The organism is Cobetia sp. 5-11-6-3, assembly GCF_013374055.1.
Lineage (GTDB): Bacteria > Pseudomonadota > Gammaproteobacteria > Pseudomonadales > Halomonadaceae > Cobetia > Cobetia marina.
Genome location: NZ_BLWJ01000003.1, coordinates 252585 through 274910, shown reverse-complemented (window position 1 = coordinate 274910; position 22326 = coordinate 252585). Strand labels below are relative to the sequence as shown.

The window sequence follows — 22326 nt, the reverse complement described above, 5'->3', positions numbered from 1 at the left end:
GCTTTTCGTTCGGCCCGACTTCCTTCAGCTCACCTGCGCGGCGGTTGGCGCCGCGCGGCGTATCACATCAGGGAAGAGGCTTCCGGGCGTTCGAGTTCGGTCAGCTCGATCTCACCGGTGAGCAGGTCACGCTCGAAGGCATCCTTGTCGATGTTGAAACCAAGGAATTCCTGAGCGAGATACATGTCCTTCTCGGCGTTGCCCAGACAGCTGGTGCCACCCGGTGACGGCGTCATGTTGAAGACGATGCCGGTGCCCGGATTGATCTTGGCTTCGCCCATCACGAGCTTCTGCTTGCTCTTGTCGATCAGCTGCGGGCGCACGCCGCCGAAGCCCTTGGCGAAGCTGACATCCTTGACGTCCAGGCTCGGGACGATCTTCTTGATGTCGCCGTGGAACAGGCGCTCACGCAGTACCGGCACCTCGAACATGAAGTTCTTGAAGATGTAGTTGCGGATGTCGCGCACCTTCATCAGGTCCCACAGGGCCTTGACGACATTGCGGTCCATGCGCAGTACCTTGAGGAACTCCCAGAAGGTCTTGCCGTTGTAGCGCTCCAGCAGCGGCAGCATCAGAGCGGTCGGCCCGAAGCGGGTCTTGCCTTCCACCAGCACGTCCGGGTCGCCGTGGACGGCGGCGAACGGCAGGTTCTCGTTCTGGATGGTGTAGACCTTGCCGTTGAGCACCTTCGGCGTGAAGTAGAAGGAGCCAGCCATCGGCAGGCAGGACTTGTCCAGTCCGTAGCCCATCTTGTGGGCGAACAGCAGGGAGTGACCACCGGCGCTGACCACGACATAGCGTGCGCTGAGCTCGCCCTTGTCCGTCTTGACCTTGTAGACGTCACCTTCCTTGCGGATGTCTTCCACGGCGGTCGAGAGGCGAACGTCGAAGTTCATGCCTTTCTCGGCCGCTGCCTTCTCGCCTTCGCTGACGAAAGCCTCCGACAGGGTGGTGTAGTTGACGGCGGTGTATTCGTCGGTGGAACCCAGCGCGACGATTTCCTCGTCCGGACGGCGACCTTCCACGACCTTCGGCTCAAGCTCGGCGATGTCATCACGCTCGAGCAGCTTCAGATTCGGGAACAGTGGCTTGAAGGTCTCGAAGCGCTTGCGCAGGAACTGGCATTCCTTGGCGCCGACCGCCAGTACCATCTTCGGGTACTTGTAGACGATGTGATCGCGCTCACTCTCGCTGAGCTTGGTGGCGAAGTTGACCACCATACCTGCGGTGCGCTTGGTCACGCGCGCCTTCTCGACCGTGTAGTTGGTCTCGATGTCGCCGCAGTGGATGGTCTGGGAGTTGTTGCGACCGTGCGAGTTGACGATCGCGACATGGTCGTATTTTTCCACCAGGCCGACCGACGAGAGGTCGGTGTAGCGGGCGAGTTCATAGAGAAGGGCGGTGCCGGACACGCCGCCACCCACAATCAGGACATCGTATGTCGTTGAGGACATGGCTGCTCACGCTCAGAGTTGGTGAGGGACATCCCCCGGCACCCGACCGGGCTACCGGGGGCCGTCCTGCCGTGACGGGGCATGCCTCGTCAGGCTCGACGGTTCGATGGACACACATTATAGACACATCGGACGCGAAATGATTCAGCAAATAAGGTCGACTTTATGGTGAATGCCTGTAGCCACATGAAAACCTTATAGATGAAGCTGCATTCCCTTATAGATCGATTATTTGTTTGAAAATCAATGGCTTGTCAGTCACGCAGTGAGATGATGCGCCATCCGCGCTGCTGGGCGGTCGCCAACAGTTGCTCATCCGGGTCCACTGCAATGGCAGTATCGACACGCTCGAGCAGCGGAAGATCATTGATGGAGTCACTATAGAAGGTGCTGCCATCCAGGGTGTGATCACGCTCGGCAAGCCAGGCTTCGAGGCGAGTGACCTTGCCGCCCTGGAAGCTGGGAATTCCGTCGACGCGGCCGGTGTAGCGCCCGTCGATGATCTCGGGCTCGATGGCGATCAGGTCATCCACACCAAGGCGCTCGGCGATGGGGGCAGTGATGAAGCGGTTGGTGGCGGTGATGATCAGCAGCGTATCGCCGCGTGCACGGTGACGCGCCAGCAGCTCTTCTGCCCGTGCCAGAATGATGGGCTCGATCTTGGCGGCCATGAACTGCTGGTGCCAGGCGGCGAGTTGTTCCGGACTGTTCTCGGCCAGCGGCTTGAGTGAGAAGGCCAGGTACTCGTGAATGTCCAGTTCGCCACTCTGATAGAGCTGGAAATAGCGCTCGTTGGCTTCACGGTAGGTGTCAGCGTCGACAGCGCCTTGTTCAACCAGGAACTCGCCCCAGGCGTGATCGCTGTCCCCGGCGATCAGGGTATTGTCGAGATCAAAGATGGCCAGACTCACGGAGAACTCCTTGCTCAGCCCAGCCGTTGGCGTGGGCGACGGACGCAGACAGAGGGGCGCGGCAAGGTCGCCGGCCCAGTGTTTGCGCGGGTGTACGGGGGCCAACGGAGGATTTCCGAAGGCGGTGTTGCAGTGCAATACGGTGAAGGGGTCGATTATTGCAGACGTGCCTGGCCTTTCACACCGCCAAACCGCGTATTGAAGCGCTTTCAGCCTTTGTGGAAGAATGGTTTCAATTAACGAATCAAAGGTGACATCCGTGATCGACGCTGACGGCTTTCGCCCCAACGTTGGCATCATCATTGCCAACTGTGAGGGCCAGCTGCTCTGGGCGCGCCGGGTAGGACAGAATGCGTGGCAGTTTCCGCAAGGGGGCATCAAGCCAAACGAGACACCGCAACAGGCGTTGTATCGTGAACTCGAGGAAGAGATCGGCCTCAAGGCCGAGGACGTCGAGATACTGGCCTGTACCCGAGGATGGCTGCGCTACCGGTTGCCCAGACGCATGGTGAGAACGCACTCCCGACCGATCTGCATCGGTCAGAAACAGAAGTGGTTCCTGTTGCAGATCCGCTGTCAGGACAACCGCGTGAGTGTGGATTCCACGCCCAAGCCGGAGTTCGATGGTTGGCGGTGGGTCAGTTACTGGTATCCGCTGGGTCAGGTCGTGGCCTTCAAGCGCGAGGTCTACCGGCGCGCGTTGCGCGAACTGGCACCGCGTCTGCAACGACTGGTGGATTCGCAGGGCAATCTGCCGCTCTCTGCGGTGCAAGGCAACATGCCCTGCAGCGAGGACAAGGTCGCCATCAGGCCGACGGGAAATGATCGCCACATCCCCGATTGAGGTCGGGCTCATCATCTGCAACGTGCGCGTCCGGGCCAGGAACCCTGTTTCCTCGTGAGGCGCGTCATGCTCGAGGTACACCATGCTTGAGGTATTGCGGCGTATCGTTCAGGAGGTCAATGGCGCGCGTTCACTCGATGCGGCGCTGGCGACGATGGTGTTGCGCATTCGCAAGGCCATGAAGACGGATGTCTGTTCCGTCTACCTTCTGGCGCCCGAGACGGACCGATTCGTGCTCAAGGACACCATTGGCCTGCGCTCGTCTTCCGTGGGACAGGTCAGCATGGCGCGCGGTGAAGGGCTGGTGGGCATGGTGGCGCTCAGAGAGGAGCCGCTCAACCTCGAGGATGCCCCGGCGCATCCCCAGTTCCGGTATTTCGAGGAAACCGGCGAGGAACGCTTCTCCAGCTTCCTGGGCGTCCCCATCATCCATCAGCGCCGTGTGCTCGGCGTACTGGTCATCCAGCAGCACGAGAAGCGTCGTTTCGATGAGGGCGAAGAAGCCTTTCTTGTCACGCTGGGCGCGCAGCTGGCAGGTGTGCTGGCGCATGCGTTGGCGACCGGGGCACTGGGCAAGCTGGCCGGGACCAGCGGCCAGGCGACCTTCAAGGGAGTCGCCGGGTCTCCCGGTGTCGTCATCGGCAAGGCCTTCGTGCTCTCTCCGCCGGCGGATCTGGACTCGGTGCCGGACCTCATTCCCACCGACATCGACTTCGAGATCGCTCGCCTGAAGGAGGCGATCAACGCCGTGCGCGAGGAAATCCGTGTCGCGGCAGAGCGTCTGGCCAGTCGTATCTCCACTCAGGAGCATGCGCTGTTCGAGGTCTACCAGCAGATGCTGGGCGACGCGGCGCTGGGTCAGGAGGTCGAGAAGCGTATCCGGGAAGGGCAGTGGGCGCCTGCGGCACTGGCCGATATCGTGCGCCGGCATGTTCAGTATCTCGAGCGCGTGGATGATGACTATCTGCGTGAGCGCGCCGCGGATATCCGCGATCTTGGCCGGCGGGTGCTCGCGCATCTGCAGGAGGAGGGCGACAGCGGCCCGATCGAGTACCCCGAGAACACCATCCTGATCGGCCATGAGATCAGCCCGGCGACACTGGGCGAGGTACCGCGGGAGCGGCTCAAGGGGCTGGTGGCGGTCAGCGGATCCAGCACCTCCCACGTCGCCATCCTGGCGCGGGCCATGGGAATTCCGACCGTGCTCGGGATGGTGGACCTGCCGCTGTCACGCCTGGGTGGCGCGCCGGTGATCCTCGATGGCCATCGCGGTCGCCTGGTGGTGCGTCCGGAGCATGAACTCAGCGTGCATTATTCGCGGCTGATCGCCGAGGAGCAGGCGTTGAGCGTGCTGCTGGAGCAGGAGCAGGATCTGCCGAGCGTGACGCCTGATGGCCATGTGATGCCATTGATGGTCAATACCGGCCTGGCGCTGGATGCCGTGGCCTCGCTCAAGACCCGGGTTGGCGGCGTGGGGCTCTACCGCACGGAAGTGCCCTTCATGATGAATGATCGCTTCCCCAGCGAGCAGGAGCAGGCACGACTCTACCGTGAGCAGCTGGCCGGTTTTGCCCCTCTGCCTGTCACCATGCGTACGCTGGATATCGGGGGCGACAAGGATCTTCCCTATTTCCCCATCAAGGAGGCCAACCCCTTCCTTGGCTGGCGCGGCATACGCGTGACACTGGATCACCCGGAAGTCCTGATGGTGCAGCTGCGTGCCATGCTGCGCGCCGCCGAGGGCCTGGACAATCTGCGTATCATGTTGCCGATGGTCTCGGGGATCGAGGAGGTGGATGCCGCGCTGGCGCTGGTCAATCGTGCCTTGATCGAGCTGGCGGAAGACGGTGTCAACGTCTCACGGCCCAGCGTCGGCGTGATGATCGAGGTGCCGGCGGCCCTCTATCAGCTGGAAGCGCTCGCGACCCGGGTCGACTTCTTCTCGGTGGGGTCCAACGACCTCACCCAGTACCTGCTGGCGGTGGACCGCAATAACCCACGAGTGGCGAGTCTCTATGATGCGTGTCACCCGGCGGTATTGCGCGCGCTGGCGCGCCTGGCGGAAGAATCGAAAGCGCTGGGCATGCCGGTGAGCGTCTGCGGTGAGCTGGCCGGTGACCCTGCCGGCGCCTTGCTGCTGCTGGGAATGGGCTTTGATGGTCTGTCGATGAATGCGCCCAGCCTGCCACGTGTCCGTGCCGCCATTCGCCGCGTGTCGTTGGCGGCAGCCCAGGGGCTGGTCAGCGAGGTCCTGTGTCAGCCGACGGCCAATCAGGTGCATGGCCTGCTGCTGGAGCGCATGCAGGCATGGGAGCTGGCGCATCTGTTGCCACCGCGTGACCACACGCCGGATGCCAGTGCGGCCCAGGCGGCAGTCTCTCGTTAGCGACCTGCAGGCAGGATCACAGACCTGCGCTCCTGCCTTGGGTGGCGTCCTCTCGCTGGCCTTCCCTCAAGACGTCCCCTGCAGGCAATTGTCAGCTCAGATGCCATCCCCGTGTCGCTTCCTCCTGGAGGTGCGACACGGCCTTGCGATGAGCGACACACTGGCCTTGTGGTGAAAAGCGGCGTTCATGCAGTGTCAGTGAGGTCCGCTTGTCATCTCGCTGCCAGCGCACCAGGGTGGCCGCGCGGGTGCCGTACTCGGGGCTGGTGATGAAGGGGCTGGACAGCAGGGCTTCCCGCTCAAGTGCCAGGCCGGTGGCCGGCAACTGTGCCGTCGGCGGCCGCCAGCCATCCTGCAGGATACCCAGACAGGCATCGTCATCGTGCATGACCGCAGACGCCTTCAGCGCGGCAAGGCGCTGTCTGAGTCGCCGCTGCTTTGGCCATTCATTGTCCGGGTGACCATTGGACAGGCTATGCAGCCCAGGGGGGAGTCGGATCAGCTGGCTGCCGTCAGGCCCATGATGGAGTCGCCAGAGAGTCCGGCCATCGCAGACCAGCAAATTGCACCAGTCAAGTGCGCTCAAGCTCAGGGGTTCGCAGTGCTCGGGAGAGTCCGCCGCGAGCCTTGCCATGACGGTCTCGCCAGCGCTCAGGGCCTCCAGCCAGTCCCCAGGCGACAGGGTGGAGGCATTGGCCACCGCCTGTCGCACGGCGGCCGTGACCAGCTGACCGCGACTGATGGTGGCCGCATGGGGGGGGCGGTCCAGCTGGCGGACATTGGTCAGCGTCGCCAGGGCGCCGGCCCGATGCATGACCAGCCATCCCCCTCCTGCCACCAGATCACGACCACCACACAGGGCGGTATCCGGCCAGCGGCACAGGCCAGTGGTCGCACGGGCATGAAACTCGTCGCGGTTGCCCAGCAGCGTGAGGCAGTGACCTGTCGTGGCATCTGGCTGCCAATCGAATGCCATCAGGCACATGGCGAGACTCCGAAAGAGGGTGGGCGAGGTTCCCGGGGATCAGGATGTGACAGGTGTCGCGCCGGGAACATGACGCCCGTCAGTGGCTTGCGTATGCTGCAGTCTTGTGGCGAACGGGCCGACGATCTGCCGTGACGTCGAGCTACGGGCAGCATGGCTCGATGCGACCCGATCGTACTGCTGCGGCAATGTCACGCCACGTCACGAATTGCTGCACCCATGCCCGATGGTTTTTGCTGTCAGGTCCATCTACAGGATGCTCCCAGACCATGTTCTCGCGCCGTCCTCCCCCTGTCGAGCCAGCGTCACGCTCGCCCGAGGCTGAATCTTCCCAAGCGGAGGCTCCCCCGACGGGAGCGTCCGGCGTCACCGGCGACGCCACTCGTCTCGAGGATGGCGGCAGTGCGGGGAACCGCAGTGAGAGCAGCCCCAGTGGACTGGAATCGGTATGGCGGCGCATGAGTCGTCTGACGGTGGGCCCGCTGCTGCTCGCCGAGCTGGCAGTGGCGCTCAGCTGTCTGGTCGGGGCCTGGGTCACCTGGGACAGCGAGCGGCACAAGCTCGTGGACAGCGCCCTGGGCGAGCTTCGCCAGCAGCATTCGCTGGCCACTGCCTTGGTGAATGAGCGCTTCGAGGCGCAGCAGCGTCGTCTGCAGATTCTGGCGCGCTACACGCGTCGCCATCTCGACCATGCCGGGGGCGAGGCGGATTCGTCATTGAATGAGCTGGTGTTGACCGAGGAAGGTCAGCTGTTCCGGCCGATCACGCGTGGCGGCGCTGCCTTGTACGGAGAGTTTCACCGCGCATTGGATGAGCAGGATCACGACGTGGCGCGACGCCTGATCCGGATGCAATGGCTGTTGTCGGATCTGTATTCCACGGACCCATTGATCTCGCGACTGTTCGTCAGTCTCGACAACAGCATGATCATGCTCTACCCCTGGTTCAACGTGCTGGATGCCTTCTCACCGGGCACCAGGCTCCTTCCCTACACCGATGTCACACCTGCCACTCAGCGCCAGCTGGCCAGCAGCTCGGACAACGGCGCGCCGCGGGTCGTCTGGCTGCCGCCACATCCCGGTCCGGCGGGCCTGCCTCAGATCACCGCGCTGGTCGAGGTGGAACTCAACGCGGGACAGAAGGTCCATGTCGGGCTGGATCTCGCGGTCCCCCAGATGGAATCTCGCTTGCTGCTGCCCGGTCAGGGCCGCACGGCTCCCTATTGGCTGATCGGTCAGGACCTGGAAGTGTGGGCGGCCAGCAGCAATACGCGTGACCCTCGGCCGCGACGCCTGCCCGATGACGTGGCCCAGGCGGTGGACGGCGGTCTGCGTGGCGCTACCTTGCTGCCAGGACCTGCGGCGCGTGCCGTCGTCTGGGACACCTTGCCTGTCAATGGCTGGCGACTGGTGGCGCGGCGCGATCTTGACGTGCCGGGCGAGATGCCATTGCTGTCATTGCTGCTGGGCAGCGCCGGTGCCTTGCTGCTGGTCTTCGCGGTGAGCATGCTGATTCTGCAATGGCGCCTGCGTCGCCTTGATCAGCGCCTGGGGCAGCCACTGGAATGGTTGGCACGCCAGAGCGTGCGGCTCGAGCAGGGGCAGGTCATGGAGGAGTATCCCGTCTCGGCCCATCAGGCGTATCCGGCCGACGAGATTCTGCGCCGTCACCGTGCTGCCGTGGCACTGCTGCGCCGTGGTCGTGGCCACGAACTGGATGCCTTGCCACTGCCTGCCTTCGTGATGCGTCATGGCCTGCTGGCGATGGCCAATCCTGCCTTCGAGAAGCTGTTCGGGCTGGTGCTACATGAAGCGCTGGGGCGCTCGGTCGGGAGTCTGCTGATGCTGGAGCCCAACCCGAGCGTACCCAACAGTCGAGAATTGCGCGTCCATGATGCCGAGGGCCGCATGCGGCGCATGCGTCTCGAGCTGTGCCGTTTCAACAACGACCCCGCTCAGGTGCTGGGCGTGATGATTGATGAATCAGAACATGATCAGGCCAGCCAGCAGTTGCTGGTCGCACGCGACAGGGCGCGCGAGGAAGCCCGCCTCAAAAGTGACTACCTGGACATGCTGCACGCCGAGTTGACGCCTCCCTTGCAGGGATTGGTGCGCAAGCTGGGGCAGTTGCGTCGCGAGCGTCATCTGGAGGATGCCGAGCTGAGCCTGCTGCAGGGGCGTCTCGATAGCGTGGCACAGCTGCTGAATGTGCTGACGGAGCGCGACGATGTCGTGCGCACGCCGCTGGAGGAGAATCTGTTCACGCCGGCCGAGGCGCTGGGAGCGCTGCTCAATGACATGCAGCAGCGCTACCACGACGTGGGACTGCCCTTCGAGTGGCAGCTGGGCGCGCTGCCTGCATTGCTGCGTGGCGATGTACGGCGTCTGGCGCAGCTCTTCGAGCATCTGTCGGAAGATGGTTGTCGACGCGCGAGCGCGGGTCGGCATCGCGTGTTCGTCGAGGTGGTGGACGCCGAGGGTGCGTCGTCGCTGGCCGGTGGCCCGACGGGAGCTGGCCTGAGGGACACGGAGACAGGGGGTCAATGCTGGCTGAGGCTTGAGCTTCACGATCACTGTGGTCTCGATGTCGGGCGCAATGCCCCTTCCTCGCTGTTGATGGCTCGTCGTCTGGTGGAGGAGCTCGGCGGGCGCTACCGACAGCATGAGACGCAAGGGGAGGAGGTGCTGGAGATCCTGGTGCCGTTGTCCTGGCCGGACAATCCTGTCGAAACTCGCATTCTGGTCGTCGATGACGGTCCGGTGAACGCCATGCTGGCGCGCACGGTGCTCGGCCGCCAGGGATTGGTGGTGGATACGGCGAGCAGTGGAGAAGATGCGCTGGCCGCGCGCGAGCGCCATTTCTACGACCTGGTGTTCATGGATATCTTCATGCCCGGCATGGATGGCGTCAGCGTTACCCGGAATTGGCGCGAACAGGAGGCCGGGGCCGGCAGTGACAGGCGTAGCGTGATCATTGCCCTGACGGCCAATGCCAGCGAGGCGGACCGCGAGCGTTTCTTCGCGGCAGGTCTGGATGATTATCTTGGCAAGCCCTATCGTCCTCAGGCGTTGATCGACAAGGTTCGCAAATGGCTGCCTCGGGCCACGATGAAGGCACCGGGAGCAGAAGGTGGCGTGACGGGTGATGGGGTCTGAGTTGGCAAGGGTAAGCGATGAGCCATCGGTTCATGGCCTCAACCCGGCCCTTTGACAGAGGTTCTCGATGAAGACAGGTGCAAGGAGTGGGGCATGTGGTGGTGGTATCCCGTGTTGGGGGCCGTGGCGGGTCTGATCGCCGGCCTGTTCGGTATCGGTGGCGGGCTGGTCATCGTGCCGGTGCTGGCGGCAGCCTTTGCGCTGCAAGGTGTCGCCACTGATGTCTTGATGCATCTGGCGATAGGTACCTCACTGGCGACCATCGTGGTGACCTCGCTGTCATCGGCGCGTGCGCATCATGAGCGTGGCGCCGTGCGTCTGGACTGGCTCAAGCGCCTGCTGCCCGGACTGGTGGTGGGAACCGCGCTGGGGGTGGTGCTGGCGGGCGGACTGAGCAGCGAGATGCTCAAGCTGCTGTTCGGTGGCTTCGTGCTGCTGGTCGCCGTCAAGATGGGACTGGATCTCAAGGTGGGTCAGCTGGCGCAGGCGCCGGGGCGTGCCGGGCAGTTTCTTGGCGGTGGCACCGTCGGGGTGGTATCCGCGCTCTTCGGGATCGGAGGGGGGACGGTGATGGTGCCGATGTTGACCAGCTGGCAGGCGCGCATGACCGAGGCGGTCGGGACGGCGGCCGCGGCCGGGTTTCCCATCGCCTTGGTGGCAGCGCTGACCAACATCGCGGTGGGCTGGCATGCCCCGGGCTTGCCGGAGCATGCCATCGGCTATGTGCATTGGGTTGCCTGGCTCGGCATCGTGCTGGTGTCGGTGCCCTTCGCGCGAGTGGGCGCACGGCTGGCCCATGCGTTGCCGGCGCTGTTGCTCAAGCGGTTGTTCGCGTTGATTCTCGTGATCGTGGGGCTGCGCTTTCTCGTCTCGTGAGACATCTCGGCATGTCCGCTTTGCGGGGAAGGGCTGCTAGGTGGCGTTCATGCGCGAGCTGTTACCCTTCGTCACTTGACCGGTAGCGCATCGGATTGATGGCGAAAGACTTGCGACTGGCGTCAGTCGTGCCGACTTATTCATTCAAGGTTTTCTCATGTTGCAATATCCTCAGATCGACCCCGTGGCGTTGGCATTGGGGCCTTTCAAGATTCACTGGTATGGATTGATGTACGTGATCGGCTTCGCGGCGGCCTGGGGGCTGGCGCGTGCCCGGCGCGGACGGGTCGGCCTGAGTCAGGATGCCGTGGGAGACCTGATCTTCTTCGGTGCGTTGGGCGTGGTGCTGGGTGGGCGCCTGGGGTATGCGCTCTTCTACGGCTTCGACAAGTTGCTGGCGGACCCGGTGTGGATCTTCAAGGTCTGGGATGGCGGCATGAGCTTCCATGGCGGCCTGCTGGGTGTGTTGATCGCCATGCTGGTGTTCGCGCGTCGTCACCAGCTGACCTTCTTCCAGCTGACTGACTTCATCGCGCCGATGGTACCGATCGGCCTCGGTGCAGGGCGCCTGGGCAACTTCATCAACCAGGAGCTGCCGGGGCGTATCACCGATGTCTCATGGGGCATGGTCTATCCGCTCTACGGGCCGGAGCCACGCCATCCCTCTCAGCTCTATCAATTCGCGCTGGAAGGCGTCGCGCTGTTCGCGATCCTGTGGTTCGCCTCGCGTGAGCCGCGCCAGAAGGGGTTGATCTCCGGTCTGTTCCTGCTCTGCTACGGCAGTTTCCGCTTCATCACCGAGTTCTTCCGCCAACCGGATTCCCAGCTCGGCTTCATCGCCTTCGACTGGCTGACCATGGGTCAGCTGCTGTCGCTGCCGATGGTGCTGTTCGGGTTGCTGCTGATGGCATGGTCGCGTGGTCAGGACGTGGCGCAGCCGCCGCTGCCTCGCGCATCCTGAGGTGGGAATGCAGGTGTGATTACAGGGGGCAATCGGTGTAAACTGGCCCCCTGCCAGATACGCAAGAACGCGGCCATCGGGCCGCGTTCTTGCGTATCTGGCAGCGTAAAATATCGTCAAGTGAACGATTCGAATTCATGAAGAGGCTGGTGCAGGGCCGATCCCCCCGGATCCGCTCGCCGAGCCAGCCTCTGATCCGCCGTACGGACCCGCTGCCCATGCAACCCTATCTTGATCTGATGCGCCACGTGCTGGAAAACGGCACGCAAAAGGGCGACCGCACCGGTACCGGTACCTTGAGTGTCTTCGGTCACCAGATGCGTTTCGATCTGGCCGAAGGCTTTCCGCTGGTCACCACCAAGAAACTGCACCTGCGCTCGATCATCCACGAGCTGCTGTGGTTCTTGAAAGGCGACACCAACATCGCCTACCTCAAGGAAAATGGCGTGCGTATCTGGGATGAGTGGGCCGATGAGAATGGCGATCTCGGGCCGGTCTACGGTTATCAGTGGCGCAGCTGGCCGAATCCGAAAGGCGGCAGTGTGGATCAGATCACGCATCTGATCGAGCAGATCAAGACCAACCCGGACTCGCGCCGTCTGATGGTCTCGGCCTGGAATCCGGCGCTGGTGGATGAGATGGCCCTGCCGCCGTGTCATGCCCTGTTCCAGTTCTATGTCGCCGATGGTCGGCTGTCCTGCCAGCTCTATCAGCGCAGCGCCGACATCTTCCTCGGCGTGCCGTTCAACATCGCCAGCTATGCGCTGTTGACCCAGATGATCGCTCAGGTCTGTGGCCTCAAGCCGGGGGAGTTCATTCATACCCTCGGCGATGCCCACCTCTACAGCAATCATCTGGAGCAGGCGCGTGAGCAGCTGACGCGCGAGCCGCTGGCCCTGCCGACGCTCAAGCTGAATCCGGACGTGACGGATCTGTTCGACTTCACCTTCGATGACATCGCCATCGAAGGCTATGAATCCCATCCGCATATCAAGGCGCAGGTGGCCGTATGAGTGACAAGGAATTTTCTCCGCTGAGTGCCGCCGCCGAGACCGTGGTCCCGGTGGCGATGATCGCCGCCATGTCGGTCAATCGCGTGATCGGTGTCGACAACAATCTGCCCTGGTACCTGCCGGAAGACCTGAAGTTCTTCAAGCATGCGACCCAGGGCAAGCCGGTGATCATGGGGCGCAAGACCTTTGCCTCCATCGGCAAGCCGCTGCCCAATCGACTCAATATCATCGTCACGCGTGACAGCGAGTTCCACCACGATGGCGTTCGGGTCTGTCACGATCTGGCGGCGGCGCTCAACATGGCGGATCACCATGCGATGATCGAAGGTGTGGACGAGATCATGGTGATCGGGGGTGGACTGATCTATGCACAGGCACTGCCCGTCGCCACGCGTCTGTACCTGACCGAGGTAGCGGTCGAGATCGAAGGCGATGCGCACTTCCCGGAGCTTGGTGCTGACTGGGAAGAAGCTCAGCGTGTGCCGGGAGAAAGTGGTGAAGGCCTGCCTGCCTATGACTTCGTGCGCTATGAGCGCAGGGACGACTAGCGCTTGCGCCTGCCAGCGGGAACTTTACAGTCAGCAGGTACTGACACAGACTGGTGCCAAACGGAACTGCCCATAGCGTGCAAGGGAGGCTCAGGCCTTGACGATGGATCGCCTCGAAGCGCTGTACTCTGCGCTTGAACATGAAGCCGACACCCAGCGACAGCAGCGTGACGGAGAGCGTCAGGCTCGTCTGGCGCTGGAATCGGAAAATGCCCAGCTACGCGAGACGCTGGCCGCGCTGCGCCAGCAGATGCAGGAGCAGCAGGCGCAGCTGACCGGGCTGAGCGAGGCCTTAATGGCGCGTGATGCCGAGCTGCGCGAGTTGCGCGAACGCAGCGCACAGTCCCCCGCGTCACAGCCGGTGGAGGATGCGCGTCCCAGTGCTGCGCAGGTGGAAGCTGCCGCGGAGCAGCTGGCCTCCGCGAGCGAGTCACCCGGTGTTGCCTCGGGGGAGACCGCTGACGCCGAGTCTGCACCGTCGCCAGCAATGTCTAACGACGCGCCAGTCGAATCCGCTGGCTCTGACGAGACACCGGACCAGGCAACGCCGCCGTCGCCCCAGGCGCTGCTCAAGCAATGGTACAAGCGCTATCCGGATACCTTCTTCAAGGGCCACACCCGCCCCTTGAAGATCGGCATCCATGTCGAGTTGCTGGAGAACGAGCCCTGGGACGAGAAGCTCGTGCGCCGCGCTCTGGCGGGCTACGTCCACTTGCCTCGATACCTGAAGGCCGTTCGTGCCGGCACGCAGCGGGTCGATCTTGAAGGTCAGTCCGTGGGTGCCGTCACGGAAGACGAGGCATTGCATGCACGTCAGCAGCTCGCGGAGCTGACTCGTCAGCAGAAGGAGCGTGAGGAGCAGGCTGCCAGCCAGCGCATCAGCCACAAGCTGAGTGAATTGATGACCAAGCACCGCTAGCGACGTGTCGTGCAGGCAGGCCCCATGGCCAGCCCGCACATGTCACCTCGATCGTCAGTGTTCAGAGCCCCTGTGCGGATTGCCGCACAGGGGCTCTGTCGTTGGTGGGTGGAAATCCGCACATCGGGCCGGCGTTGTCGGCAAGCCCACTCATGTCGCGAAGAAGGGTTTTCGCCACAGGTATCTGAATTCAATCGAAAAAACTGGGAATGTGCTGCTCATGGCGCGGTACTCGCTATACCCAGGTGTCCCTGCTCGCGCTCATGTCTGGCGTTGCGACTCGCGCTCATGCCGAGTGTCGTGATGCAGCACACGCCAGGCGGGATGATCAACAGATGACCAAACCCCAATAACAACCAAGATTCCGAGAGGAACTGCCATGCGCCTTTTCAAGCCTGCCCTGACAGCCCTGAGTGCCGCCATTCTGATGGCCTCGACCGCTGTCATGGCCGACCCCATCACCATCAAGTTCTCTCACGTCGTCGCGGAAAACACCCCCAAGGGGCAGATGGGCAAGAAGTTCCAGGAGCTGGTCGCAGAGCGACTGGGGGATCAGGTGGCCGTTGAGCTCTATCCCAGCTCCCAGCTCTATGGGGATGACAAGGTGCTGGAAGCCATGCTGCTGGGCGATGTCCAGCTGGCGGCTCCGTCACTCTCCAAGTTCCAGAAATACACGGATCAGCTGCAGGTCTTCGATCTGCCGTTCCTGTTCAAGGACATGGAAGCGGTGGAGCGTTTCCAGAGCAGCGAGACAGGCCAATCCTTGCTGACGGTGCTGGAGCCCAAGGGACTGGTCGGACTCGGGTATCTGCACAACGGCATGAAGCAGCTCTCCGCGTCCTCACCGCTCACGGTGCCTGATGATGCGGATGGCAAGAAATTCCGCATCATGACCTCTGACGTGCTCGAGGCGCAGTTCGATGCGCTGGATGCCGTCTCGCTGAAGAAGCCGTTCTCCGAAGTCTTCATCCTGCTGCAGACCAAGGCTATCGACGGTCAGGAAAATACCTACTCCAATATCTATTCCCAGAAGTTCTTTGAAGTGCAGCCTTACATCACCGAATCCAATCACGGCGTGCTGGATTACATGGTGGTGTCCTCGGCACGCTTCTGGAATGGGCTTCCGGAGGAGGTGCGTGGCGAGGTCAAGTCAGCGCTGGATGAAGCCATCGCCTATGGCAATGAGCTGTCCCAGGCCAAGAATCTCGAGGCCAAGCAGGCCATAATCGACTCCGGTCAGAGCGAGATCATCACGCTGGACGATGCGCAGCGCCAGCAGTGGGTGGATGCGATGAAGCCGGTGTGGGGCGAATTCGCCGAAGATATCGGTCAGGACATCATCGATGCCGCTCAGGATGCCAATCGCTGAGACGTGCAGGCCGACAATCACTTGCCTCGCCGGGAGACGCGACATGTCCGTCCTCTCGTGCGAGGCAAGTCTCCATGAAGGGCATGAGGACATTGCCATGAAACTTGGATGGCTACACAAGGCAGAAGAGACGCTGTTCTTGCTGCTGCTGGTGGCGATGGTATTGCTGGTCTTCGTCGAGGTGGTGCTGCGTTTCGTCTTCAATACCGGTATCAGCTGGTCCCAGGAAGCCACTCTCTATCTGGCGGGCTGGTTCGTGCTGATCGGCGTGTCGTGGGGCGTCAAGCAGGGCGCGCACATCGGTGTGGATGTCGTGGTGAAGATGCTGCCACTGATCTGGCAGCGGGTGGCTACCCTGGCCGCGCTGGTCATCTGCATGGCGTACTGCGTGATGCTGCTGGTCGGCAGTTACGAATATCTGTCCTTGATGCAGATGATCGGTATCGAACTCGAGGATATCGCGATACCCAAGTGGTATGCCCTGACGATTCTGCCCATCGCGATGCTGCTGCTGATGCTGCGCTTCGCGGTATTGGGCTGGAAGGTGATACGCGGAGATGCCAGCGGTTTCGGCTTTCACGACGAAGGCGAGGACAGCATGCACCTGGTGCAGCCGGCTGACTCGGTCATTGGTGACAGCTCCGATGGTGCCGGTGGTAAACGTGACAGTGATCAGGAACCCAGACGATGACCATAGCCACTCTGTTCGCGCTGCTGTTCGGTGGCATCTTTCTCGGCATGCCGATCGCCTTCGCGCTCGGATTTTCCAGTGTCACGACGATACTGCTGTTTTCGAGTGATTCGCTGGGCTCGGTCGCCATCAAGCTGTTTGAAGCCCTGTCGCATCACTACACCTTGCTGGCGATTCCCTTCTTCATTCTTTCCAGCACCTTCCTTTCGACGGGAGGCGTGGCGCGCCGCCTGATCACCTTCGCGACCGATGCCATCGGTCATGTCCGTGGCGGGCTTGCGATGGCCTCGGTGCTGGCCTGCATGCTGTTTGCCGCCGTCTCGGGGTCCTCTCCGGCCACGGTCGCGGCGATTGGCTCCATCGTGATCGCGGGCATGGTGCGTCAGGGCTACAGCGAATCCTTCGCGGCCGGGGTGATCACCAATGCCGGTACCCTGGGGATCTTGATTCCTCCCTCCATCGTGATGCTGGTGTACTCCGCGGCCACGGAGGTCTCGGCGGCCAAGATGTTCATGGCGGGCCTGATCCCCGGGCTGTTGATGGGCGGCATCCTGATGGTGGCCATCTATATCGCTGCCCGAATCAAGAAACTGCCTTCACAGCCGTTCCCGGGTCTCAGGACGCTGGCTCGTTCGGGGCTGGTCGCGATGGGCGGGCTGATGTTGATCTTCATCGTGCTGGGCTCGATCTACGGCGGGGTGGCCAGCCCCACCGAGGCGGCGGCGGTCGCGACGGTCTACGCCTGGTTCATCGCAGTGGTGGGCTATCGCGACATGGGGCCCTTGAAGGACGTGCCATGGCGCAGAGGCAACGAAGCATGGGGCAGGGCCGGGTTGCGTGCTCTCTGGCAGGTGCCGGCAGGCCTGGTGGGCTCATTCTCGGACCAGGAGGTCAAGAAGGTGGTGCTGGATGGTGCGCGCGTCTCGATGATGCTGCTGTTCATCATCGCCAATGCGATGCTGTTCGCCCATGTACTGACCACTGAACGCATTCCTCACACCATCGCCGAGACCATCATCGGCTGGGGGCTGCCAGCCTGGGGATTCCTGATCGTGATGAATCTGCTGCTGCTGGCGGCGGGCAACTTCATGGAGCCCTCGGCCATCCTGCTGATCATGGCCCCGATCCTGTTTCCCATCGCGACGCAGCTGGGCATCGACCCGATCCATCTCGGCATCATCATGGTGGTCAACATGGAGATCGGCATGCTGACGCCACCAGTGGGGCTCAACCTGTTCGTCACCGCGGGCATCACCGGCAAGCCGATGACCTGGGTCATTCGTGCCGCACTCCCGTGGCTGTCGTTGTTGCTGCTGTTCCTGGTATTGATCACCTATGTCCCGTCGATCTCACTCTTCCTGCCCAACTGGCTAAGCCAATGATGGCGCCATGCTCCTTCGCGGTTTTGAGGCGACAGGAATGTGGAAACTTCGTGCAGGCGACATGTCGATCCGGCGCTATCCCTCACCAGAGTCGCGACATGAGGTACTGCCGTCGGTGATCCCCTGACCAGCGGCATTCAACCTGATCATGATCAGGCCACCATGGACTACCCCGGTCACTCCATCGAGTGATCGGGGGTTCATCACGTCAAGGTCATCGGAGGAAAGCGGTGAGTCGTTGAAGAAGACACCGAAAATTGACTGCCATGTCATTTTTCACCGAGGCGCGTCCATGCTCGTTTTCCTTTCGATTCCAGAGATTTGCACGATGGCATGCAAGGGGAATGATGAGCTTCCAATGGCGTGAGATGACAAAGAATTCATCGGCTCAGTGCATGCTACTTTTGTCTTGCATGTCATGGCTGAGGCAAGTGTGTCTTCGCTCTGACTGCCGGGAAATCAGCGAACGTCAAAACCCTCGAGAAAACCCATGGTTGTCATGAATCCTTCATTCTTCCGCTCTAGAGTGTTGGCACACCAGACAATTGACCGGCGTATTGGTTCAGGACCAGTGATCGAAAACAGTGTTTTTTTCTGTTGCACATCCTGAAAGCCCGGTATATGGTTTCCCTGCGAGCATTGGATAATAACAAGGCCACAGGGTTTTAGAGGCGTCATCAAGCGCCCGGAACCTTGGCCACTGCCACCGGCAGACACGATCGAACAGTTAACGCTAGTTAAGGAACTATCGCGATGAAAAAGACACTTCTGGCTACTGCCATCGCCGGCGCTGCTGCCCTGGCTGCTACCTCCGCTTCCGCTGCAACCGTCTACAACCAGGACGGCACCAAGCTGGACATCTACGGCAACGTTCAGCTGGCATACTCCTATGTCGACCAGCTCGGCGGTGACCCGGAAAGTGAACTGGGCGACAACGGTTCTACCTTCGGTGCCAAGGGTGAGCACAAGATCAACGACGACATCGTCGGTTACTTCAAGGCCGAGTGGGAATACGACGCTGACGAATCCAAGGGCGGCGGCAACGGCCTGAACGATGGCGACCAGTCCTACGTCGGTGCCAAGGGTTCCTTCGGTGACGCGCGTATCGGTTCCTGGGATCAGCTGATGGACGACTGGATCCAGGATCCGATCTCCAACAACGAATACTTCGATCTGACTGATTCCAGCACCCAGATCGACGGTGACAGCCAGACTCGTGAAGGCAACAAGCTTCAGTACATGTCTCCGGTCATGGGCGGCCTGCAGTTCGCTGTCGGTTCCAACTTCGAAGGCGACGGTGAAGACGAGAACGTCACTGATTCCAACCAGGCGTCCTTCTTCGCAGGTGCCAAGTACACCGTCGGCGGTTTCTCTGTCGCTGGTGTGTATGACAACCTGGGCCAGTTCGAAGCCACCAACGGCAGTGACATCGGCGACCAGTACGGTATCACCGGTCAGTACACCGTTGACGCCCTGCGCATCGCCGTCAAGGCTGAGCGCTTCGCTGGTGAAGAAGATGACACCGACGTTGATTACTACGGTATCGGCGCACGCTACGGCTACGGCATGGGCGACGTCTACGGCGGCTACCAGTACGTCGACGCTGAAGACAATTCCACTCTTGCTTCTGACAACGGTGGCGACGACAGCTTCAACGAATTCAACCTGGGTGTGACTTACAACATCTCTTCCGCGATGTACACCTACATTGAATACGCCCAGTACGATCGCTCTGGCGACGCTGGTGACGGCGCTGCAGTCGGCATCTACTACGGCTTCTAAGACGCTCTCAAACGTCTAGCAAGCTAACGAAAGCCGGTCCCTCGGGGCCGGCTTTTTTACGTCTGATAGGTGCCGACTTAAGACGGAGATTGCGTGGCTTTCTGCTGCGCTTCGCAGGCATATTTGTTGTTGGTTGGTCTTGGCCAAAAGACGCAGGGCTGTCATGACATCTGGCATGTGTACGTAGAACATGTATTCAAGACATGTACTCAGCAAATGAGGCAAGAACTTGAACCCAGAAAACCAAAAGCCCCGCTGATCATCAGATCAGCGGGGCTTTTACGTGCGCGTCTCAAGATTGTCGCTGGCTCTGAGGTGGCCAGTGACGTCACTCGGGCCGCTCACTGCATGGCAGTGAGGTCTTCTCGAGTCGGTAGCGCGGCATAGGCACCAGGGCGAGTCACGGCAAAGGCGCCGCAGGCTGCTGCACGCTCAAGCGCAGCCTGAAGATGGCTCTCCTCCTCGCACCAGTCACGCAGCAGGGCTGCATCCACACCGGCTTCGCTGAGCGCCGAGAGGAAGCCGCCGATGAAGGCATCACCGCCGGCCGTGGTGTCGATGGCCTTGACCACCGGCGGCGTGATGCTGACGGTCCTGGTCTCGCCGCTCTGCTTGCGCACCAGTGCGCGGATGGTGCCCGGGCCGTCGGTCAGCACGATCAGGCGGACGCCGGCCTGCAGGCGTGCCTGCAGCCAATCGGACTCTTGCTGGCCATCAGTGAGTGCCTCGACCTCTTCCTGGGACAGCTTGAGGATATCGGCGTTGTCCAGCAGGCGAGTGACCAGTGACACGTCGACCTGCTGATTCGGCCACAGGTTGTGACGCAGATTGGCATCCACGCTGACCAAGGAGCCAGCAGCACGTGCGCGAGACGCCAGCACGAAGCTGGTGTCCGCGATACCGGCATCGGTCAGGCTGTTGCTGCACAGATGGAAGATGGCGGGTTGAGCGAACAGCTCCGGGCCTGCATGTTCCGGACGAAACAGCAGGTCAGCTGCCGGCGGACGATAGAAGTCGAAGCGACGCTCGCCATCCTCGTCCCGCGAGACGAAGGCCAGCGCGGTACGCGCCTCGCTGGTGCGCTTGACGTGATCCAGGCGTACGCCATGGGTGGCCAGTTCGTCGTGCAGGAAGTCGCCGAAGCTGTCCTGGCCCAGCATGCCCACGAAGTGGCTGGGCAGCCCGAGACGTGCGCAGGCCACGGCGACATTGGCGGGCGCACCACCAGCGTAGGGCGTGAAGGTTTCCTGCTCGACGGCCTGACCGCCGAGCTTGTTGGACAGCATGTCGACGAGCGCTTCGCCGAATGCGATTACCGGAGTCATCAGGAGGTTGCTCCCTTGGTGGTGGCCGTCGAGGCCTTCTTGCTTGATTTGGTGCTGGTCACGCCTGTCTCTGGCTGCATGCTGTCTCCGGCGGCCGGGAAGTGCTCGCGTACCAGTGCCAGCAGGCCCTGGGTGGAGGGATCGAAGGCCTGGACGTCAGTATCGATGCGTGCGCTGATCTCGCCTGCGATGCGCTTGCCGAGCTGCACGCCCCACTGGTCGAAGGAGTTGATGTTCCAGATCACGCCCTGCACGAAGACCTTGTGCTCATAGAGAGCGATCAGCGCCCCCAGGTTGCGCGGTGTCAGCTCATCAAGCAGCAGCGTGCTCGAGGGACGGTTGCCCGGGCAATTGTAATGCGGGTCGAGGTTGCTGCCATCCTGACTGCCTTCCATGAAGGCATTGGCCTGGGCCAGCATGTTGGTGATCAGTGCGAAGTGGTGCTCTTCGGTACCCGGCTCCGGCTTCAGGGAAGCGATGAAGTCGATGGGAACGTAGCGAGTCCCCTGGTGCAGCAGCTGGAAGAAGGCATGCTGACCGTTGGAACCGGTCTCGCCCCACACGATCGGGCCGGTCTTGTAGTCGACAGGACGCCCGAAGATGTCCACCGACTTGCCATTCGATTCCATGTCGAGCTGCTGCAGGAAGGCGGGCAGCTGATGCAGGGCTTGATCGTAGGGCACGATGGCCTGGGTCTCGGCTCCCATGAAGTTGATGTACCAGATACCGATGAGGGCCATCAGGACCGGCATGTTCTCGCCCAGCGGCGCTTCGATGAAGTGCTGGTCCATCTCATAGGCGCCTTCCAACAGTTCCATGAAGCCGTCATAGCCGATGGAGAGGGCGATCGGCAGACCGATGGATGACCACATGGAATAGCGGCCCCCGACCCAGGCCCAGAATTCGAAGACGTTCTCTTCGCGGATGCCGAATTCCTTGGCCGCCTTGCGGTTGGTGGAGGCTGCGACGAAGTGGGCGCCGACGTCGGCATCCTGACCTGCCTGCTCCAGGAACCAGCGACGTGCTGACTTCGCATTGAGCAGGGTTTCCTGCGTGGAGAAGGTCTTGGTGGAGACGATGAACAGGGTCGTGGCCGGATCGAGGCGCTTGAGCACCTTCTGGATGTGGTTGCCATCCACGTTGGAGACGAAGTGGAAGTTCAGCTCCGGATGACGATGCTTGAGCAGGGCGCGGCAGGCCATGTTGGGGCCGAGGTCGGAGCCTCCGATGCCGATATTGACGACATCGCGGATGCGTTGTCCGTCATAGCCTTTCCATTCGCCGCTGCGCACGCTTTCGCAGAAGGCGCGGATCTGCTCGCGAGTGCTGTGGATCTCCGGCATCACGTCCTTGCCGTCGACGATGACCGGCGTATTGGACTGGCTGCGCAGGGCCGTGTGAAGGACGGGGCGATTCTCGGTCACGTTGATGATGTCACCCGAGAACATCTGGGAGCGACGCTGAACGAGGGCGGAGTGGTCTGCCAGCTCGATCAGTGCCTTCATCACCTCGTCGGAAATGTGGTGCTTGGAATAGTCGAGGAACAGGCCGCCGACCCGGAGACTCATCTTCTCGAAGCGCTTGGGGTCCGCGGCAAAGTAGTCGCGAATACGGTCGTTGCGGGTTACCTCGCCTAGCCGGGTCAGCGCCTGCCAGGAAACACTACGGGTCAATTGCAGCATGGAAGTGTCCATCGTATGGGTTGTGGATAGCTTGTGTCGCCAG

16 protein-coding genes and 1 pseudogene are annotated in these 22326 nt (G+C 61.9%); 12 read left to right on the top strand and 5 right to left on the bottom strand.

Annotated features, from left to right (window positions below):
• Positions 1-62: 62 nt before the first annotated feature.
• Both HXS66_RS07045 and HXS66_RS07040 read right to left on the bottom strand, forming a co-directional pair.
• Positions 63-1454 carry an FAD-dependent oxidoreductase gene (locus HXS66_RS07045; RefSeq protein ID WP_077375199.1) on the bottom strand — a complete coding sequence of 464 codons (1392 nt, stop codon included), beginning with the start codon at positions 1452-1454 and terminating at the stop codon, positions 63-65.
• 254 nt (positions 1455-1708) lie between these two features.
• Positions 1709-2365, bottom strand: coding sequence for an HAD family phosphatase (locus tag HXS66_RS07040; RefSeq protein WP_176503162.1), 657 nt, complete (start codon positions 2363-2365; stop codon positions 1709-1711).
• 259 nt (positions 2366-2624) lie between these two features.
• Here HXS66_RS07040 and HXS66_RS07035 point away from each other — a divergent pair.
• Positions 2625-3089: pseudogene (locus HXS66_RS07035) on the top strand (RNA pyrophosphohydrolase); the annotation flags it as partial.
• 202 nt (positions 3090-3291) lie between these two features.
• Positions 3292-5595 carry a phosphoenolpyruvate--protein phosphotransferase gene (ptsP, locus tag HXS66_RS07030; RefSeq protein ID WP_176503161.1) on the top strand — a complete coding sequence of 768 codons (2304 nt, stop codon included), beginning with the start codon at positions 3292-3294 and terminating at the stop codon, positions 5593-5595.
• A gap of 91 nt (positions 5596-5686) precedes the next feature.
• Here ptsP and HXS66_RS07025 read toward each other — a convergent pair whose 3' ends face one another.
• Positions 5687-6580 (bottom strand): NRDE family protein, encoded by an 894-nt coding sequence (locus HXS66_RS07025; protein WP_176503160.1) that lies wholly within the window; start codon positions 6578-6580, stop codon positions 5687-5689.
• A gap of 269 nt (positions 6581-6849) precedes the next feature.
• Between HXS66_RS07025 and HXS66_RS07020 the strand changes: the two genes are divergently transcribed.
• From HXS66_RS07020 to HXS66_RS06975, 10 genes are all read left to right on the top strand, one after another.
• Complete coding sequence (locus tag HXS66_RS07020; protein WP_176503159.1) at positions 6850-9735, top strand: response regulator; 2886 nt, start codon at positions 6850-6852, stop codon at positions 9733-9735.
• A gap of 93 nt (positions 9736-9828) precedes the next feature.
• Entirely contained in the window at positions 9829-10611 is a 783-nt protein-coding gene (locus HXS66_RS07015) for a sulfite exporter TauE/SafE family protein (protein ID WP_077375183.1), read from the top strand.
• A gap of 157 nt (positions 10612-10768) precedes the next feature.
• Positions 10769-11572, top strand: a complete 804-nt coding sequence (gene lgt, locus HXS66_RS07010) for a prolipoprotein diacylglyceryl transferase (RefSeq protein ID WP_077375180.1) — start codon at positions 10769-10771, stop codon at positions 11570-11572.
• A gap of 218 nt (positions 11573-11790) precedes the next feature.
• Positions 11791-12585 carry a thymidylate synthase gene (locus HXS66_RS07005; protein WP_084208021.1) on the top strand — a complete coding sequence of 265 codons (795 nt, stop codon included), beginning with the start codon at positions 11791-11793 and terminating at the stop codon, positions 12583-12585.
• Positions 12582-13133 (top strand): dihydrofolate reductase, encoded by a 552-nt coding sequence (locus tag HXS66_RS07000; protein ID WP_077375174.1) that lies wholly within the window; start codon positions 12582-12584, stop codon positions 13131-13133. The genes HXS66_RS07005 and HXS66_RS07000 overlap by 4 nt, the downstream gene beginning before the upstream one ends.
• A 103-nt stretch (positions 13134-13236) precedes the next feature.
• The gene (locus tag HXS66_RS06995; protein WP_240704264.1) at positions 13237-14052 is read left to right on the top strand and encodes a ProQ/FINO family protein; all 816 of its coding nucleotides are present in this window, start codon (positions 13237-13239) and stop codon (positions 14050-14052) included.
• A 379-nt stretch (positions 14053-14431) separates the two neighbouring features.
• Positions 14432-15421 (top strand): TRAP transporter substrate-binding protein, encoded by a 990-nt coding sequence (locus HXS66_RS06990; protein ID WP_176503158.1) that lies wholly within the window; start codon positions 14432-14434, stop codon positions 15419-15421.
• A 97-nt stretch (positions 15422-15518) separates the two neighbouring features.
• Positions 15519-16112 carry a TRAP transporter small permease gene (locus HXS66_RS06985; RefSeq protein WP_176503157.1) on the top strand — a complete coding sequence of 198 codons (594 nt, stop codon included), beginning with the start codon at positions 15519-15521 and terminating at the stop codon, positions 16110-16112.
• Positions 16109-17494, top strand: a complete 1386-nt coding sequence (locus HXS66_RS06980; protein ID WP_077375166.1) for a TRAP transporter large permease — start codon at positions 16109-16111, stop codon at positions 17492-17494. The genes HXS66_RS06985 and HXS66_RS06980 overlap by 4 nt, the downstream gene beginning before the upstream one ends.
• Positions 17495-18247: 753 nt before the next feature.
• The gene (locus tag HXS66_RS06975; protein ID WP_176503156.1) at positions 18248-19276 is read left to right on the top strand and encodes a porin; all 1029 of its coding nucleotides are present in this window, start codon (positions 18248-18250) and stop codon (positions 19274-19276) included.
• Positions 19277-19617: 341 nt separating this feature from the next.
• On the opposite strand, the gene HXS66_RS06970 is transcribed toward HXS66_RS06975, so the two are convergent.
• Positions 19618-20601, bottom strand: a complete 984-nt coding sequence (locus HXS66_RS06970) for a carbohydrate kinase (protein ID WP_176503155.1) — start codon at positions 20599-20601, stop codon at positions 19618-19620.
• Entirely contained in the window at positions 20601-22283 is a 1683-nt protein-coding gene (gene pgi, locus HXS66_RS06965) for a glucose-6-phosphate isomerase (RefSeq protein WP_141392204.1), read from the bottom strand. Before pgi ends, HXS66_RS06970 begins: the two co-directional genes overlap by 1 nt.
• Between the last annotated feature and the right edge of the window lie 43 nt (positions 22284-22326).